The 16,274-nt window shown below is 44.4% G+C and carries 14 protein-coding genes; 4 read left to right on the forward strand and 10 right to left on the reverse strand.

Annotation, left to right across the window (positions count from 1 at the left end):
* Positions 1–246: 246 nt before the first annotated feature.
* Positions 247–1,242 carry a hypothetical protein gene (locus tag QN395_RS19855; RefSeq protein WP_322118957.1) on the forward strand — a complete coding sequence of 332 codons (996 nt, stop codon included), beginning with the start codon at positions 247–249 and terminating at the stop codon, positions 1,240–1,242.
* A gap of 107 nt (positions 1,243–1,349) precedes the next feature.
* Here QN395_RS19855 and QN395_RS19860 read toward each other — a convergent pair whose 3' ends face one another.
* Genes QN395_RS19860 through QN395_RS19875 form a run of 4 tightly spaced genes read right to left on the reverse strand, consistent with a single transcriptional unit; the run spans position 1,350 to position 7,881 of the window.
* Positions 1,350–2,402, reverse strand: a complete 1,053-nt coding sequence (locus QN395_RS19860; RefSeq protein ID WP_322118956.1) for a hypothetical protein — start codon at positions 2,400–2,402, stop codon at positions 1,350–1,352.
* 18 nt (positions 2,403–2,420) lie between these two features.
* Positions 2,421–5,462: an efflux RND transporter permease subunit gene (locus QN395_RS19865; RefSeq protein ID WP_322118955.1), complete on the reverse strand. Its 3,042-nt coding sequence runs from the start codon at positions 5,460–5,462 to the stop codon at positions 2,421–2,423.
* Positions 5,459–6,538 carry an efflux RND transporter periplasmic adaptor subunit gene (locus QN395_RS19870; protein WP_322118954.1) on the reverse strand — a complete coding sequence of 360 codons (1,080 nt, stop codon included), beginning with the start codon at positions 6,536–6,538 and terminating at the stop codon, positions 5,459–5,461. Before QN395_RS19870 ends, QN395_RS19865 begins: the two co-directional genes overlap by 4 nt.
* Complete coding sequence (locus QN395_RS19875) at positions 6,535–7,881, reverse strand: TolC family protein (protein ID WP_323492657.1); 1,347 nt, start codon at positions 7,879–7,881, stop codon at positions 6,535–6,537. Before QN395_RS19875 ends, QN395_RS19870 begins: the two co-directional genes overlap by 4 nt.
* A 233-nt stretch (positions 7,882–8,114) precedes the next feature.
* On the opposite strand from QN395_RS19875, the gene QN395_RS19880 reads away from it, so the two are divergent.
* Together QN395_RS19880 and QN395_RS19885 are read left to right on the forward strand one after the other, a co-directional pair.
* Positions 8,115–8,777, forward strand: coding sequence for a response regulator transcription factor (locus QN395_RS19880; RefSeq protein ID WP_322118952.1), 663 nt, complete (start codon positions 8,115–8,117; stop codon positions 8,775–8,777).
* Entirely contained in the window at positions 8,774–10,072 is a 1,299-nt protein-coding gene (locus tag QN395_RS19885) for an ATP-binding protein (protein WP_322118951.1), read from the forward strand. Before QN395_RS19880 ends, QN395_RS19885 begins: the two co-directional genes overlap by 4 nt.
* A 109-nt stretch (positions 10,073–10,181) precedes the next feature.
* Here the strand turns inward: QN395_RS19885 and QN395_RS19890 are convergent, their stop codons facing one another.
* A complete protein-coding gene (locus QN395_RS19890) occupies positions 10,182–11,399 on the reverse strand; it encodes a transposase (RefSeq protein ID WP_322118950.1) in 1,218 nt (405 codons plus the stop codon).
* A 20-nt stretch (positions 11,400–11,419) separates the two neighbouring features.
* On the opposite strand from QN395_RS19890, the gene tnpA reads away from it, so the two are divergent.
* Complete coding sequence (gene tnpA / locus QN395_RS19895; RefSeq protein ID WP_322118949.1) at positions 11,420–11,833, forward strand: IS200/IS605 family transposase; 414 nt, start codon at positions 11,420–11,422, stop codon at positions 11,831–11,833.
* 195 nt (positions 11,834–12,028) lie between these two features.
* Here the strand turns inward: tnpA and QN395_RS19900 are convergent, their stop codons facing one another.
* The 5 genes from QN395_RS19900 to QN395_RS21710 form a co-directional block, all read right to left on the reverse strand.
* Positions 12,029–12,178 (reverse strand): hypothetical protein, encoded by a 150-nt coding sequence (locus QN395_RS19900; protein WP_322118948.1) that lies wholly within the window; start codon positions 12,176–12,178, stop codon positions 12,029–12,031.
* 234 nt (positions 12,179–12,412) lie between these two features.
* Positions 12,413–14,686 (reverse strand): TonB-dependent receptor domain-containing protein, encoded by a 2,274-nt coding sequence (locus tag QN395_RS19905; RefSeq protein WP_323492655.1) that lies wholly within the window; start codon positions 14,684–14,686, stop codon positions 12,413–12,415.
* A 402-nt stretch (positions 14,687–15,088) separates the two neighbouring features.
* Positions 15,089–15,706, reverse strand: coding sequence for a hypothetical protein (locus tag QN395_RS19910; protein WP_322118946.1), 618 nt, complete (start codon positions 15,704–15,706; stop codon positions 15,089–15,091).
* Positions 15,707–16,051 (reverse strand): hypothetical protein, encoded by a 345-nt coding sequence (locus tag QN395_RS19915; protein ID WP_323493129.1) that lies wholly within the window; start codon positions 16,049–16,051, stop codon positions 15,707–15,709.
* Between the two features lie 81 nt (positions 16,052–16,132).
* Entirely contained in the window at positions 16,133–16,219 is an 87-nt protein-coding gene (locus QN395_RS21710; RefSeq protein ID WP_369124353.1) for a transposase, read from the reverse strand.
* Between the last annotated feature and the right edge of the window lie 55 nt (positions 16,220–16,274).

The raw sequence follows: 16,274 nt of genomic DNA on the forward strand, positions 1-16,274 counted from the left end.
GGATAGGTTAATTTACCTGGTCAATATTCAGTGCGTATAACTGCGTTTATCTGGTCAATATTGAGTGCGCGCCAACACTCTTACGATATTAACGACAATGTCTCAATTTATTTTAATGCTAAAAATTTGACGAACACGCCATTGAAATTTGTAGAGGCAAGCTCTAATCGTACCATTCAGCGTGAATTTTACGGCGCGACTTATCAACTTGGCTTAAATATTAACTACTAAGTACAGGAAATATATATGAACTTTCGACCAAAAAAGAGTGCTATCTGCACCGGAATAATCGCGACGATTTGCTTAATACAACAACCATCTTATTCTGCTGAAAAAAACTTCGCAGTGTTACAAAAATGGTCCTTAGGTTCTGTAAGTAAATGGGACTATACGGATATTGACCCAGTCCGGCACCGCCTGTTTGTTACCAGAGGTGACCGGGTTGAAGTGTTTGAATTACCAAGCGGAAAACTAATTGATCAGATTCCGAGCACGATGGGAGTTCATGGCGTAGCATTTGCAGAGGATCTGAAATTAGGTTTTACCAGCAATGGCAAGACAAATTCGGTAACGGTATTTGATTTAGACACGCTGAAGGTAAAGCAAGAGATTAAAGTCGACGGCGTTAATCCTGATGCCATATTGTACGAACCTAATTCCAAAAAATTATTCGTATTTAATGGAAAAACTGCCAATGTGACAGTGATTGACGGCACCAGTATGAAAGTTATCGCAAGCATTCCCACTAACGGCAGACCTGAGTTCGCAGTTAGTAATAACGCAGGTAAGATTTTTTTTAATATTGAAGATAAATCCCAACTCAATGCGATTGATGTCGCTACGAATAAACTGATCTCCAGCTGGCACTTAAAAAATTGTGACGAACCTACTGGTTTAGCAATCGACATTCCGAATGATCGCTTATTTTCAGTTTGCCAAAATAAAGCAATGATAGTTACCGATGCAAAAAATGGAAAAGTAATTGCAGAGGTTACTATTGGCGAGCATCCAGATGCAGTCATCTACGATCAGGAAACTGCAACGATTTTCTCTTCTAACGGCGATGGAGGGGGATCTTTAACGGTCATTAAACAGTTGGACAGTGATCACTACAAAGTACTGGACAATGTAGTCACTGCTCAAGGTGCAAAGACTATGGCAATGGACAAGAAAACTAAAGTCATTTATTTACCGACAGTGGTGGACAAGCAATTTTTAGTGCTCTCAGTCGGTAATAAATAGAGGGCATATCTTAAGTACGGAAAAGTATTTTTTGGATCTGAATTATAGGAAGATATTTGACTTTAGCAGTCAAATATCTTCACATCCAAAGTCAATCTATTACAAATTTAGTTGGAAGAAACGGTGATTAGCGTAAATGATTCAGGCTTCAATTTTGGACGCTGATTTTCTGAAGCCTTAGCCGGTACGTCTAACTCTGCTGCAACAAGGTAAATATTGTGCGATACGGTATCGAGTGCCATTGTTCTTGCAGTCACCATCGTCTTTACAGTCTGCTTAGTGACATAAGTATTTTTTGCGTCGACACCAACAACTGTTAAGGTTCCATCGCCATTAGAGCTAAATGCAAGCTGACGTTCCTGATCATAAACAGTAGCGTCACTTCCCTTACCAATAGTAGGAGAACCTATAATTTTTCCAGTTTGCCCATCAACGATAGCCATCTTTTGATTGTGGCAGCCGGCGAACAGCATTCCATGCTGCATATCGATAGATAGTCCAGCGGGTTCATCGCAGACAGAAGACAAATCAATCTTTTTCAAAACATTCATTTTTTGAGTATCAATCGAGACTAATTGATTTTTATCCTCAACATTAACAAACAATTTTCCTTTACCGTCAACAGCTGTAAATTCTGGTTTACCTTCCAGCATAATAGTGCCAAGTATTTTTTGGGATACGGCGTCAATCACAGTTAAATTCATTGACTCACCATTTGCGACAAATACACGCTGACTAAAAGAATCAAAAATAATTGCATCTGGCTTTTTTCCTACTGAAACGGTGCCTACTATTTTGAGTGAGGATAAATCAAAAATAGTTACCGAATTATCTTTCCCATTACTAGTGAATCCTTTATTTAACGCAGGCGCTAACGCTACACCATGAACACCGTTCGTATTCGGGATCGTTGCTGTAACAGTCTTTGTACCCAGATCAAATACATCAACGTGATCTCCTCTAGTAATAAATAGTCTTTGGTGATCAGCGTCAAATGTTAAATAATCCCATTTAATATCACCATCCAAATGCTGCATATTGGTTACACGATAGTTCAAATCAGTCGCCATAGCAGGTGCTATAAAAACTGCAGCAGTAACTATTGAAAGCAGTACAAATGCGGTCGATACCATCGTATTTTTTTTAGTCATAGTAAGCATTTCGATTTCCTTTTAAAGTTAGGGCGCGTGTTTGTCACGCATCGTATAAAACACCACTGGCATAACCAATAACACTAGTGGCAATTGAAAAATAAGGCCTGAAATAATGGCGATGGCTAAAGGCTGTTGCATCTCTGATCCCTGTCCGATCGCAAACGCCAATGGAAGTAAAGTCAAAATCGCTGCGATCGTCGTCATCGCGATCGGGCGCATGCGGTTAATACCTGCATGTATCATTGAAGCGAGCAGATCTTCTTGCGTAATTAGATCTTGTTGTTCAGAAAAATAGAAAATGGCGACTTCGGTCACCATTCCGATAATCATTGTCATACCCATCATCGCGGAAATATTCAATTCTGTATGGGTAATCCAAAGACCAATAAATACCGTCGATACCGCGAGCAAAGCAGTCAACAAAATAGCAATCGCCAGACGGAAACTTTCATATATAAACAAAAGTAATAGAAAGACTAAGGTACTTGCCGCAGCAAAAACCGAAAGTAATCCCTGGAAAGCAATTTGCTGTTGCTCATATAGCCCACCTAATTGATAGTAGCTACCTTGTGGAAGTAGATTTTTTTGAGCCATCACTACTTTTACGTCTGCAATAACCGAACCAAGATCTCTGCCACTAATCCGTCCGGTGACAGCGATCATTCGTTTCAGATTTTCACGTGCGATCTGAGGTTGGCCTGTGACAGCAATGATGCTAGCTACCCGACTTAATGGAAACATATGTCCATCTGGTGCTCTGACCAACAGACTCCTCAAATCGGTGTCAGTATTTCTTATCGACTTAGGAACCCAAACACGAACGCCAATGGTTTTTATGCTATTGGCTACCTGGGTTGCAACATTACCGTTTAATGCTGTGTCTATACTTTTTGTCACGGTATCAATATCCATTCCCTCGACTGCGGCCTTGACTTGATCGATATGTATTTCAAGTGCATCACCCGCGGGATTGATACCGTTTTTCACATCCACAACACCTTGAATTTTTGAGATGGCATCAGCAACTCTGGCGGCAATTACTCCTGATTGATTCGGACTGGCTAAAAATAACTTAATTTCAATTGGCTGAGGTACAGCGGTCAGATCTCCGATTAAATCTTCCATTAACTGAGCCATTTCAATCTTTAGCCCAGGAACCTGATGCTCTACTTTGGTACGTATATCGTCCATCACTTCCTCTACCGGACGACGTGGAAAAGGCTTCAGACGTACGAAAAAATCGCCTTGATTAGCCTCACTCAAACCACCGCCAAGACCCGTACCGGTACGTCTGGAATAAGTTTCTACATCTGGGGTTGCTCTGACAATTTCTTCAACCTGGACTAGCAAACGATCTGTTTCTGTCAATGCAGTTCCGGGAGCACTTTGATAATCAAGTACAAAACCACCTTCGTCCATGGATGGCATAAAGCCCGATCCAACATGTTGAAAAGCAATCCAACCTAATAAAGCCAAAGGTAGAACACCAAACAAAATCAGGATTGGTCGAGTAAGAAGAGTATGTAAAAGCTTTTCATATCTAGTATGCATCCAACGAATCAAGTGCGTTTCAACTTTGTGGTCGGCATCCTTTGAGTTTAAGAATTTATCGGCAAGTAGCGGGACCGCCAACCATGTGACTAGGAACGAAATAAACAGAGCCGCAGCCATCGTCAACGACAGTGCCTTAAAAAAAGCCCCGGTGACACCAGTCAAAAAAGCCAACGGAACAAAAATAATTAGTGTGGATGCGCTAGAGCCAGCTAGTGGCCGAATAAACTCCAAAGCGGCGGCCATGACCCGCTCATGCATCTTGCTATTATTGTCTTGTAATCTACGGATGATATGTTCGATCATGACAATTGCGTCATCGATGATTAGACCCACTGCCGCGGCCATTCCACCTAAAGTCATAATGTTGAAACTCATCCCTAATACATAGAATAAGACAACGGTAGTTGATAAAACGGCTGGAACAACTACGATAGCGATCAACATTACTTTGATGTTGCGCAGAAAGAAAAGTAAAACCAGTGCGGATAATGCCACCCCGATTAATACCGCATCGCGTACGCTAGATGCAGAGGCCAATACCAATTGGCTCTGGTCGTACCAGTTCGATATTTTTATTCCGGCGGGTAACTGCGCTTGGAATTCATTAAGCTTTTTTTTGACGTCTGCTGCAATCTGCACGCTATTACTGCCAGGTTGCTGATAAACAGAAAATAAGACGGCATTTTTTCCATCAGCAGTCACACGTGTCCATCCGGGAACAGTTGATTGCTCAATCGTTGCAATGTCACTTAGATGCACTATCCCATTCGATTGATTTTTTATAATGCTATGTCGAATTTGCTCAATGTTTTCAAATCGGCTATTAGCAATAGCCAAATATAATTTATAGTGATCTTCTAAACGTCCTACCGCACTGATGACATTGGTACTAGCGAGCATTTTAGAAACATCGTCAAACGTCAAATCAACCGATTTTAGTTTTATCGGATCGATAGTTACCCTATATTCCTCAACACTACCGCCTAAAACCTGTACCCGTGAAACACCATCAATACTCGATAACAAGGGTCTGAGATCGTATTCTGCAAGATCGCGTAATTGGGTAGACGTAAGGCTGTTTGTCGTCAAACTATAGGCAATGATGGGGAAAACGGTAGGATCCATTTGCCGCGTCGATACGAGTGTGCCTTGGGGTAATTGCACGGATATTTGCGCAATGGCAGCATTGATCTGCAAAGCAGAGGAAGCCATATCTCTTCCCCAATCAAAATTGACCGAAATTTCTGCAGATCCTCGACTAGTCGTAGAACGAACATTGCGTACGCCGGGTACACGTCGTACAGCCTCTTCAACAGGTCGGGTTACTAACATTTCCATCTGCTCTGCTGGTTGATCTCCCGCATCTAGTGCTACAACAACTCTTGGAAAATCGACGGTTGGAAATAAAGATACTGGCAGTTTTAATGCTGCAATAACGCCCGCAAGAGCGAGTATTAGTAATAAAAATAGTATCGACCGACGATGGGATTGTGTCCAGGTAATTGCGCTCATCGCCCAACCTCACGAACCGACATTCCATCTTGTAATTCGTAATTGCCCAGCACAACTACTGGAATTGAAGGATTTAGATTTCCGTTGACGCCATAAGTATTGGAAGTTTCAATCACTTTTGTCACAGGGACACGATGTGCTTTTCTGTCTGAAATCTGAAAAAGATAGGCGCCTTTGTCGTCACTCAATACGGCTTGTCTTGGGATTTCCCATACAAGATTGTTCCCGATATGAATTATTCCTTGTACACGCATGCCTGGAATGAGAGCTGAATTTACTTTTGCGGGTAAATCGGCAAAAGCGTTAACTAATTGGGTTTTTGAATCAACCAGATTTTGTACATCACCTATTTTTACGGTAGAAATTTTCGACACGTCTTGGACAGAAGTAACGTTCACCGACATACCCGATCTGATCAAACGGCTTTGCGCAGGTTCAATCCCTAATTGAATTCTTAAAGTATCTGTGCGCCCGAGCTGTAATATCCCACCTCCTGCAGGAATGCGCTCTCCTTGAGCTACTATTAGGTTCACTATAACCCCGTCAAATGGGGCTGGTATTTTTAAATTTGTGACATTGCCCCCTAATTTTTTTTGTGTCAGAAAATTGGACTCGGCATCATCTAACTGTTTTTTCGCCGTATCCAACTGAGATTGCGTAGCCAGTTGAAGTGAAGCTAAATCCTCTATTCTTCGAAGTTCATTAGCAGCAAATTTTGCTGAAGTTAACGCCTGCGCATATGACGCTTGAGCATTTGGGTCCGTCGACAAAATCGCAAGTGTTTCACCCTGACGTACTTGCTGACCAACGATCACCAGTATTTGGCTAACTTGTCCTGCTTGTGGGACGTTGATAGTGCTCACTTTTCCTGTAACAACCTCCCCGAACGTAGTCAATGTGCGGTCTAAGGATTGTTGATTCACTATTTGTGTTCTGACTAAAACACTGGGAGCCTCCTCGACCTTATCGGCAACTTCTGCCGTCTTCTGCGCGTTACCATTGAGTTTAAATAAGGCCAATGTAATTATTACCGCAACGCCCGCAATCAAGCCGGAAAATAGAATTTTTGGTCTCATGGGTGCTTGCTTTTTAGAGAGGTTGTGAAAGGCAGGTCGCCGCCAATTAAGGTCTGCAACGCAACTCTTTGTTCGAGAATATTTTCCTGAAGATTAATTTCCTCAAGTTGTTTTGCTAGTAAAGCCGCATGAACATTTGCATAACTAAGGGAATCGATATTTTTATGCTGTAATGCAATCTCCGAATTTTTAGATGCGACGGAAAGCTGCGCTACCCCTATCTTTACTTGTTGTAACTGCCGTTCATTAATTTGTTGATCATCCAGAATTTTATGAACATCGTTATTAGTAATATCCAGACGTTGCTGATATTCGTCATACAGCTTTTGCCGTGTCGCTTTTTCAATAGCAATGACGCCTCGATTCCGGTTCAAAATCGGTAACGATAAAGTGAGCCCGACACCATTTGAATAAATGCCACTAGAGTCTCGTGCGCGAGTCAACCCGAGATTTAATGAGGGGAACTGAGCAATTATCGCAGCACGGTAGCGCTGATCTTGCGCGTGGTAACCTGCTTCTAACGCCATCAGATCAGGGCGCCTTTCAGTGACTTTATCTAGCGCTATAAGAATCGCTTTTTCGTCTAAATCCGGTAGTGATACTGTATCCTGCAGAACAACAATCGTCTCTGGTTTTAATCCTAATAATGTATTTAATTCGTGTCGGTATTGATTCGTCTGCCGCTCTAAATCATTTACTTGTTTCTGTACATCCTCAAGTGCAGTTAAGTTGGGAGTGACCATGTCACTGATTAAAAGTCCTCGACTTAACGCCATGTTCGTTCGTTCATAACGATCAGAAAATAGTGCTTGATTGTATTGAAGGATTTCTTTTGATTTTTGTCCCTGTACTAATTTGACATAAAGTAGTCGAGCCTGCGACACGACCTGCCACTCTTGCCATAGAAGATTAAGATCTGTTTTTCTTACTTCGGCTTGAGCCGCAGACAATATCGATGATCGAGTAATCAAGGCACTGATATCAAAACTAAGGCCATAACTAAATGCTTTAGTCGAACCTGGTCCAGCGGAGTTTGATAAATCGCCACTCAAGGCTAACTGAGGATCTGGCAATAATCCTGCGGCGAAAGCTTGTGCTTGCACGATACCAGCGTCGTCTCGTCCTATCTTCAGATCCGAATTATTCAATACAGCGATAATCGCCACATCCGTCATACTTAAGCGCTCTGCCGACTGAAACGGATGTGTTCGCTGCTCAGCAACTGGCAATGACTTGAAATTCGTAGTTAAATGAGATGGGTACTCTTGTGTCGAAAAATCTTTGGCAAGTGGCATTGGTTGATAAGTTGCGCAAGCAGTTAGTAAGCTGCACAGTAAGGCCACGTAATATCTTCGCATGAGGTTTGTTCTATATAAGACTAGGAAAATAGATATTTAGTTATAAAACAGCGCTGAGAACTAATTTAAGTAACTACATCATAATTTCTGAATTCTTAAATAATCCTTAAGCCATCCAACAATATTCTTACTAATACTGTTTGTGTTCATGTTAAGTAGCTTTTAAGACTCGCTGCACTACAATCGGCAACACAATTTTTATCTAAAAGGGAATCTAGGTGCGCGTGCTATTAATAGAAGACGACAGGATGATTGGAGAAAGTGTTGAGGAAGGTCTAAGAGCTGAACATTATGCTGTTGACTGGGTGCGCGATGGTGTGAGTGCATCAATGGCGCTATCGAATGACGTATATGACGTTGTCCTACTGGATCTGGGCTTGCCGAAAAAAGCAGGCTTGGAAGTACTTAAAGATTACCGTAAGCAAGGCGGAGCTACTCCTGTACTGATTCTAACTGCGCGGGATACTACAGCTGAACGTATTTTAGGTTTAGACATCGGTGCTGATGATTATTTGATTAAACCATTTAATCTAGATGAGCTATTTGCCCGTATTCGGGCAATATTGCGACGGAACGCAGGACGCCCTCAGCCTACTATTTATTGCCGAGGGGTTAGGTTAAATCCCGCAAGTCATACGACAACTTTGAACGGTGAGCCTCTGCAATTGTCTTCCCGCGAATTCGCCTTATTACAAGCTCTCATGGATCCACCGGGACAAGTAGTTTCCAAATCACGATTAGAAGAAAAACTGTATGGCTGGATGGAAGAAGTTGAAAGTAACACTGTTGAAGTTTACATTCATCATCTCAGAAAAAAGCTAGGGGTTGATTTTATAAAAAATGTTCGTGGCGTTGGCTACATCGTGCTTGATCAGCCATGAGAACCATACGTCAGCAATTACTCTTATGGTTATTTGGCGGGGCATTTGTCTGCTCAATTATCGCAGGAAGTGCACTTTTTCTAAAAATAAGGGAGGAAGCTAGCGAATTATTTGACGCACAATTAAAGCAAGTGGCGGGTTCACTGCCGGTCCCGATTGCAGCAGGTAGTAATGATAATATCGATGGTGGACCAGAGGAAAAGGTCGTACTCCAGGCATGGGACTCCAAGGGGCATTCCGTCTATTCGTCTGATCCTGAATCTATATTACCTTTATATCCAGCGTTAGGATTTAAGACGGTCACCATCGGTGATGAGCAATGGCGTGTGTATAGCCGGACGAAGCAAAATTTAATGATACAAGTCGCACAACCAACTCTGGTGCGTCAGACCCTAGCTGCGAGAATTGCTTTTCGATGCTTACTTCCCTTCCTCATTTTAATTCCTATACTGGCATACTTCATATGGATAGCAGTAGGTCGCAGCTTGCTACCGTTGACGCAATTTGCCTATGCAGTAATGAGCCGATCACCTGATGCTTTACAACCGCTTTATTTAGATGGACTATCACCAGAGGTAGTTCCCGTCGCTGAAGCATTAAATGATTTATTAAAGCGCCTTGATATCGCATTGACGACACAACGAGCTTTTATCGCTGATGCTGCACATGAGCTAAGAACTCCTATAGCGGCATTGAAGTTACAACTACAGTTGGTAGAGCGCGCTGTTGGCGAAGATCAACGATTAATCGCATTTAATAAATTACATGAGCGGCTGGATAGGACTAGTCATTTAGTCCATCAATTGCTCACTTTGGCACGTCATGAACCTAGACGAGAACAACTGTTATTTCATGACCTCAGTCTGCAGAAATTAGCTGAGAAAGTCGTCGTTGATTATTACCCATTGGCAGCGACCAAAAATATCGAATTTGGTATGGATTTTGATCCCTTGACACCCAGTATCCGTGGAAATATGGATGACCTCAATATACTCTTGAATAATATTGTAGATAATGCTTTACGCTATACCCCAGTTGGTGGACGTGTTGATATTAGTGTGAAGTACCAAAATAATAAATCAATTATTCGTGTGGTAGATAATGGGCCAGGAATTAGTCCTGAAGACCGCAGCCGAGTTTTTGACCGATTTTATCGTTGCGATGGAGTTGAACCTTGGGGAAGTGGCTTGGGATTGGCGATTGCGAAAAGTATCGCTGATATGCATTCAGCCAGAATCGAGTTTGACAATAATCCGCTTGAACAAGGCTTGATCGCTACAATTATTTTTAGTTAATTGACGGATAAAAATATTTTTTAAAAAACTCACACTTTACTTCGTAGATGAGTTTTTTTGTGGTGTTTGACATCCTCGCCGACCTGAAGGTCGGCGATTCCTACGGCGCTCAAACAAAAACTGCTTGAGTCGCTTCGGTGGGTTCCTGCTTCGCAGAGCGGCCTGATTGCACCGACTCTCCACTGGCTAACAAGCGGTATCCCCGCTCTAAAACATTGATCGCGCCGACCACATCGGCGTTATTTTCGTAACCGCAATCGACACACAGGAATTTGGCTTGTGTTTGCCGATTGTCTTTCGATATATGACCACAACAAGGGCAAGTGCGACTAGTGTTGTGTGGCGGAACGGCCAGAAGCATGCCGCCGTTCCACGACACCTTATACTCCAGTTGTCGTCTAAATTCACCCCAGCCCTGGTCGAGAATGGCGCGATTCAGGCCGGACTTTTGACTGACCCGTTTGCCGTGCTGTTCGCTATTGCCCTTGGAAGACCTGGACATGTTCCGTACCTGCAAATCCTCAATGCATACGAGCGCGTGGTTTTGGCTGATCGTCGTTGTGGCTTTGTGCAGGAAGTCTTTCCGGGCGTTGGCAATGCCGGTGTGAATCTGCTGGACACGGGCTCTCGCCTTCTTCCAGTTGTTGCTGAACTTGACCTTGCGGCTCATGCGGCGCTGATAACGCGCAAGACGTTGCTGATGCTTCTTGAAGCTGTTGAGCGGTGTGATATAGCTCTCGTCGCTCATGGTGGCGAACCGGGCAATGCCGACATCGATGCCGATCGCGCTTGTCGCTGTCGGCAAAGGCTGATCAACCTCCCGCTCGGTTTGAATCGACAGGAACCACTTGCCACCCGTGGACGACACGGTAATGTTCTTGGCTGTACCAAGGATGTCGCGGCTGTTCCGATAGCCAATCCAGCCCAACTTGGGCAGAAACACGCGGCTATTGGCCTGATCGATCTTGAACTGTTTTGAATCCGGGTAGCGGAAGCTGTCGCCCACTCCCTTTTTCTTGAAGCGCGGGAAGTCGGCGCGTTTAGCGAAGAAATTGGTGTAGGCCCGCTCCAAATCTTTGAGCGCTTGTTGCAGAGGATGCACAGGCGCATCGGCCAGCCATAGTGTTTCAGGGGCGCTACGCCATGCTGTGAGCGATTTGCACAGGCCAGCATAGCCCAGCTTTCTTTCGCCCTGTTCGTACAAGGCTTTTTGCATCGCCAGCGTCTTGTTAAACACAAAGCGACATGACCCGAAGAATCGGCGCATGTCGCGCTGCTGTTCCCCATTGGGCTGTAGCTCATATTTGTAGGCTTGAAGGCGTTGCATGATTAGATTATATTTGGTCTATGACAGAAAACAATGATATTCGTAGGGGTAGACACTGCGTTTTTAAAATGCACGTGCATTTGGTCTTTGTGGCGAAATATCGCCGTAAAGTGTTTGATGGCGATGCCGTCCAGCGGCTTCGCGCTATCTTCGGCAATGTCTGCGCTGACTTCGATGCGCATCTCATCGAGATGGACGGCGAAGACGACCATGTTCATCTGCTCGTGGAATACCCGCCAAAGGTGGCAGTGTCGGCGCTGGTGAACAGCCTAAAAGGGGTGTCTAGTCGGTTACTGCGGAAAGACCGGCCTGATATTCGTGATCGATACTGGAAAGGCGTATTGTGGTCGCCCTCCTATTTTGCATCGTCCTGCGGCGGCGCTCCGATCAGCATCATTCGGCAGTACATTGAGCAGCAAAATACACCCCATTAAACCAAAAGCAAGGACGGCTGCGCCGTTCGCGCTATCCTTCCCCGCCCAAACTCGACGGCTTCACCTAAAGGTTGCTGCGCAACCGGTCGCTTGGACGAGGCTTGTCGCGCATCTGGTCAAAAATACTCTTTACGTAACCTGTTTTCTGATTTTTGGTTCAAACCTAACTCAGAGCGGCGTATCCTCACCAAGCTTCTAATGTGAGGATGATGCGGCTGCGTCACCGGAACCCCAATAATCAACGAATACTAAATTGTTTAAGTTACGCTGGCGCTCCCAGCCTTCTAGTTCCAGCATCGGTTTAAGACAGAATTGTTCAACATGACTCAGATAGATAATCACCATTGGCTTTCCTCTTGGAGGGAAAGGGAAAGGCCCGATAAGAACGAAAAAAAGAAATACTAATCAGTTCGAATATTAAACCTAAGTTGTCTATACATCCGAGAGTAGCATCTATCAATCCTGCTTACGTTTTACTGAAGCATGTGCGCATGTAATCGTTCCACAACAATTTCGCTCTTGTTGTCATCTAAATTTTTCGTATCTCTAAAAGAGAAAAGGTTAAAACTATTCTTTCAGCTATTGTTGATCATAATCAAAACTCTCGGCTTTAGATTTTTTTGTCGTACCGAACGAATAATTAAACCCAATATATGCAACCCTCCCATATTGGAATCGATCATAGGTTGTCTGAAACTGTGAGGTATTAAGGTACCTAATCTGCCGCTGCCCGTTGAACAAGTCGGATATTGTCAGTATCAAAGATAAGTTGGGTTGTATACGTCGCTTATATCCAATATTAACAAGATTTAGTGGCGCAATATACCCCTGCGGAGTTAACTTTTTATCAGTGCGGCTAAACGATAATTGAGCAGTATCAATAGTAGTGGGTCGGTAGTCTAGGTTGGCTTTTAGATTTATGCCAGTCACTGATTGCAAAGATGAAATGCCCGCTCCGAGGGTATCCACCTGGGTATAGAACAAATTACTACTTAGGCGATACGACAGAGTATGCGACAGCGGTCCATCGGCCAGCAACTCAACTCCAGCAGATTTACTAAGAGGCAGGTTCGCTGCTTGGGTAAGCCGAACATTCGGTGCCACCAATGTGGTCACTACAGTAAATCCGTTTTTAATCTGTTTTAGATAGCCTGAAATAGCAAAATTCTGTGTGTCCGTTTCTATTTTATAGCCTGCTTCTAGCGACTGACTTTGCTGTGGTTGCAAGTTGGCATTTCCACTGCGGAGATTTTGAGGATCACGGAAATCAATATATGGATTCAAGTCTTCTGGGTCGGGGCGCGATAGCCGTCGGCTGTATGCAGAAAATACGGTTGAATGTTGGTCTAGTTTTCGTTCAAGATGCAGACTCGGATATAGCCCGAAATAATTTTGTTTATTGATCTGGTTGGATGTCAGCTGATCACCTTCGCTTTGTGTCTGCTCGACGCGTAGACCCGCAAGAACGTCAGTCGCATTCACCATTTTTTGGTAAGAACCGTATATTGCTTGAATGGTTCGTTGATAATCAAATTGGTTTTTCAATACCGAGGTGGTTGTTAACAATCCTGTTGTAGGATTAATATCGTTTCCTGAAAAATCAATTCCATTACTGTCATGACGCAGACTATAACCTAACTTAATTATCGTCCCCTCTGCGGGTGAAGTTCGGTAATCAGCGCTGAAATCATCTGTAATAAAGTAGTGGTTTTGCGCTATTTGATTTCCACCAATTTGACCAACTGGTATCTGATAACTAGTAGCTAGAAGATAGCGTTCGCGCTCTTTGTCGGTTGATCGGTGTAAAATGATCGCCAGAGTCTCCTCAGACGACGTAAGTATTGTTTTATAGCTCAAACGCTGTTCGCCGCTGAGACTCCATTCGTGACCATCGCTGTGGCCGGATGAATCACTGGTAATACTACCGTTTGAAAGCACAGATGTGCTTTGAGAATCGTAATTACGCCGACCGCTACGCTGTCGTAGTCGAAAATCGAAGTCAAGTAACTGCTTCTCGTCGACACGATAGTTGATAGCTCCTTTTAAAGACGGATTAAGACGCCGCGCATTTTCGTGAAGGTCTTCTGCGCTGAAACCGGTTGCGGCGCCTTCCTGTCCTAAGGTTGTCGTTGTCGATACAATGCGACGCTGTCGCTGATCTTCACGAAATCCTATTCCGCCTGAAATATTAAGGTTGCTAGCATTGAATGCGCCGCTGATATCACTGACAACTCTTCCTTGATTTCCAGCATTGAGCGCAAAAGCGCCGAAGGATCCAGGTTGTCTGTTGCGTTTTGTAATGATGTTGATGACGCCCGCCGTTCCCTCGGATGCGAACTCAGCGGGTGCATTCGTCATCACTTCAATTTTTTCGATATCACTTGCGGAGTACTGTGACAATCCTGCACCAGCATTTGATCCAGATAGCTGCGAAGAAGCTTTCCCGTCAATCAAAATAACCACCTTACTGTCCCCTCTAAGGGCTACATTGCCGTCACCATCCACCTGAACCGATGGGATTGTATTTAAGATGTCAGCAGCGCTACCTGAAATGCTTTGTAAATCGTTCGCAACGTCATATACCTTTCGATCAATATCAATTTGTGTACGCTTTAATTTTGAGTTGATATTTACGGTAGGAATATTATTATCGGTCGGTATCTTTGAAGTAGGCGCATTTGATTCCGTCGTTGATCTCTGCTGTTGGTCGGGCGGCTTTTGAATGGACTCACTTTCCTTGGAAAAAGCAGATGAAGAGAGGATCGTCGATAATAAAAGTAAAGCAGAGAATGGATTCAATCTCAACAGCATTGAATAACTTTCATTGGAATACTGCGTAGTATTAATATGCATGTTCTAGTGAGCCGGCGATTATCAGACCGAGATGAGAAAGTAGCACGTAATCGACTATTTGCTGCCCATCTGGATCACGAGGGATTGAAGTTTTCTACCCATTTTTACCAAAAAAAACCAGTTTTTAAAAGATAACAATCAAAAACTTAAAGCATCCTTAATTATTTAGAAATACAACAACATTTGAAGTTTGTCCTGTTTGACGAAAACTCAGTAGGGATGCCGAGTACCCGTGCGCGCAAAGCATTATGATTTTCGCTGGATAATTCAGGCGTCTAAGAAACTCGCGGAGAGCGCTCTTGATGCTATTTTCACGGAAACCACGAACATCAAGCTTGACTAGATCCGCTAATTGAAAAATAACCCATCTAATTCGTCGCGCCTGAAAAAGTCGCTTTTTGTTCATGCGAGTACAAATGCAGGGATGCGTAAATCGAACAAACGCATCCCCGACAATATAATGCGAAGCCAAAAAAGCGTTAGGCGCCTGAGGATTTTTCGCAGATTGTGACCGGCACCACACAATACGGCATTCATTGCGTCACCTTCTGCGCCTTTGAGGAAGTTTCGCGCCAGCCTACCGTCCGATTTCATGTAATCGATGACGGGTTCCACCGCATTTCTGCGCTCGAGCTTCTTCTTGATTGCACCCGTCACACCACGTTTAGCGCCGGCACTCCAGACCGATAACCCCTCCAATTTGTGACCCTTGTAGCCGCGATCAACGTAAGCTTCTTTTGGAAGTGTGCTGGTGAGTGCGGCGACCTGTTCGATCGCCTGTTTCAGCGTGTGGCCATCATAGGGACGCCCCGGCAATGCCTGCATCCCGACGACGAAGTTATCGGCGCTGGTACTTGCAATGCTGACCTTGACGCCGAACTCGTACTTCTTGTGCGCCTTACCCTTGGCGATGCATTCCGTCTCCGGGGCGTGGACGTTGTAGAGTTTGTCGTTGTCTTGCCGCTGCTGTAGGTGGATGTGTTTGGCGATCTCCAGCAGTTTGGCAAAGTGCTCGGTCAACTACGGTTGGCTCTGGAGCTTGCGTTCGATGTCGCGAATGACACAACCCAGGTAGGTACGCAAACGCTTCTGCATGCTTCTGGCGCGCTTCATCTGCTTGGCATGAGCGTAGCGCCCATTCATCATTAGGTCGCGTTTGCTTAGCCGTTCGTCGCTTTGACGTAATTGCAAACGGCACTTCTTGGCTTGTCGCACTAATGCAGCACGTGCCTTGTGGTACAGCCGTGCATCGGTCGGGAAAGCGATTGCCTTATCTTGCACTGTCGTATCCACATTGACCACTTGCAGCGAGCGCGGCGTGATGGTCTTGCTGGGGAGTCTTGCTTGAATCGACATCTTCAGCATGGTTTCGCAACCGGCCGTTCCGATGCGCTTACGAAAGCGCGTCATCTGGCTTGGATCGATCGGCAGGCGATGGTTGAAATACTATTCGCCGCAGAAGTATTGCCAGTAGGGATTCTCAATACAGCGCTCCACGACTTCTTCGTCGGTTGACGTCCTCCCCCACCTCAGCCGTGCGGCTGCTGCTTACACAGAAAGGAAGGGGATTCCTGCTACCAGCGTCGCT

Origin of the sequence: Undibacterium sp. RTI2.2 (assembly GCF_035018705.1) — a bacterium.
Lineage (GTDB): Bacteria > Pseudomonadota > Gammaproteobacteria > Burkholderiales > Burkholderiaceae_D > Undibacterium.

What these genes read in the sequence shown, in the direction of transcription:
- QN395_RS19855 (WP_322118957.1), top strand. Translation starts at nt 247, where the DNA reads ATGAACTTTCGACCAAAAAAGAGTGCTATCTGCACCGGAATAATCGCG.
- QN395_RS19860 (WP_322118956.1), bottom strand. Translation starts at nt 2,402, where the DNA reads ATGCTTACTATGACTAAAAAAAATACGATGGTATCGACCGCATTTGTA.
- QN395_RS19865 (WP_322118955.1), bottom strand. Translation starts at nt 5,462, where the DNA reads ATGAGCGCAATTACCTGGACACAATCCCATCGTCGGTCGATACTATTT.
- QN395_RS19870 (WP_322118954.1), bottom strand. Translation starts at nt 6,538, where the DNA reads ATGAGACCAAAAATTCTATTTTCCGGCTTGATTGCGGGCGTTGCGGTA.
- QN395_RS19885 (WP_322118951.1), top strand. Translation starts at nt 8,774, where the DNA reads ATGAGAACCATACGTCAGCAATTACTCTTATGGTTATTTGGCGGGGCA.
- QN395_RS19890 (WP_322118950.1), bottom strand. Translation starts at nt 11,399, where the DNA reads ATGCAACGCCTTCAAGCCTACAAATATGAGCTACAGCCCAATGGGGAA.
- tnpA (WP_322118949.1), top strand. Translation starts at nt 11,420, where the DNA reads ATGACAGAAAACAATGATATTCGTAGGGGTAGACACTGCGTTTTTAAA.
- QN395_RS19900 (WP_322118948.1), bottom strand. Translation starts at nt 12,178, where the DNA reads ATGGTGATTATCTATCTGAGTCATGTTGAACAATTCTGTCTTAAACCG.
- QN395_RS19905 (WP_323492655.1), bottom strand. Translation starts at nt 14,686, where the DNA reads ATGCATATTAATACTACGCAGTATTCCAATGAAAGTTATTCAATGCTG.
- QN395_RS19915 (WP_323493129.1), bottom strand. Translation starts at nt 16,051, where the DNA reads ATGCTGAAGATGTCGATTCAAGCAAGACTCCCCAGCAAGACCATCACG.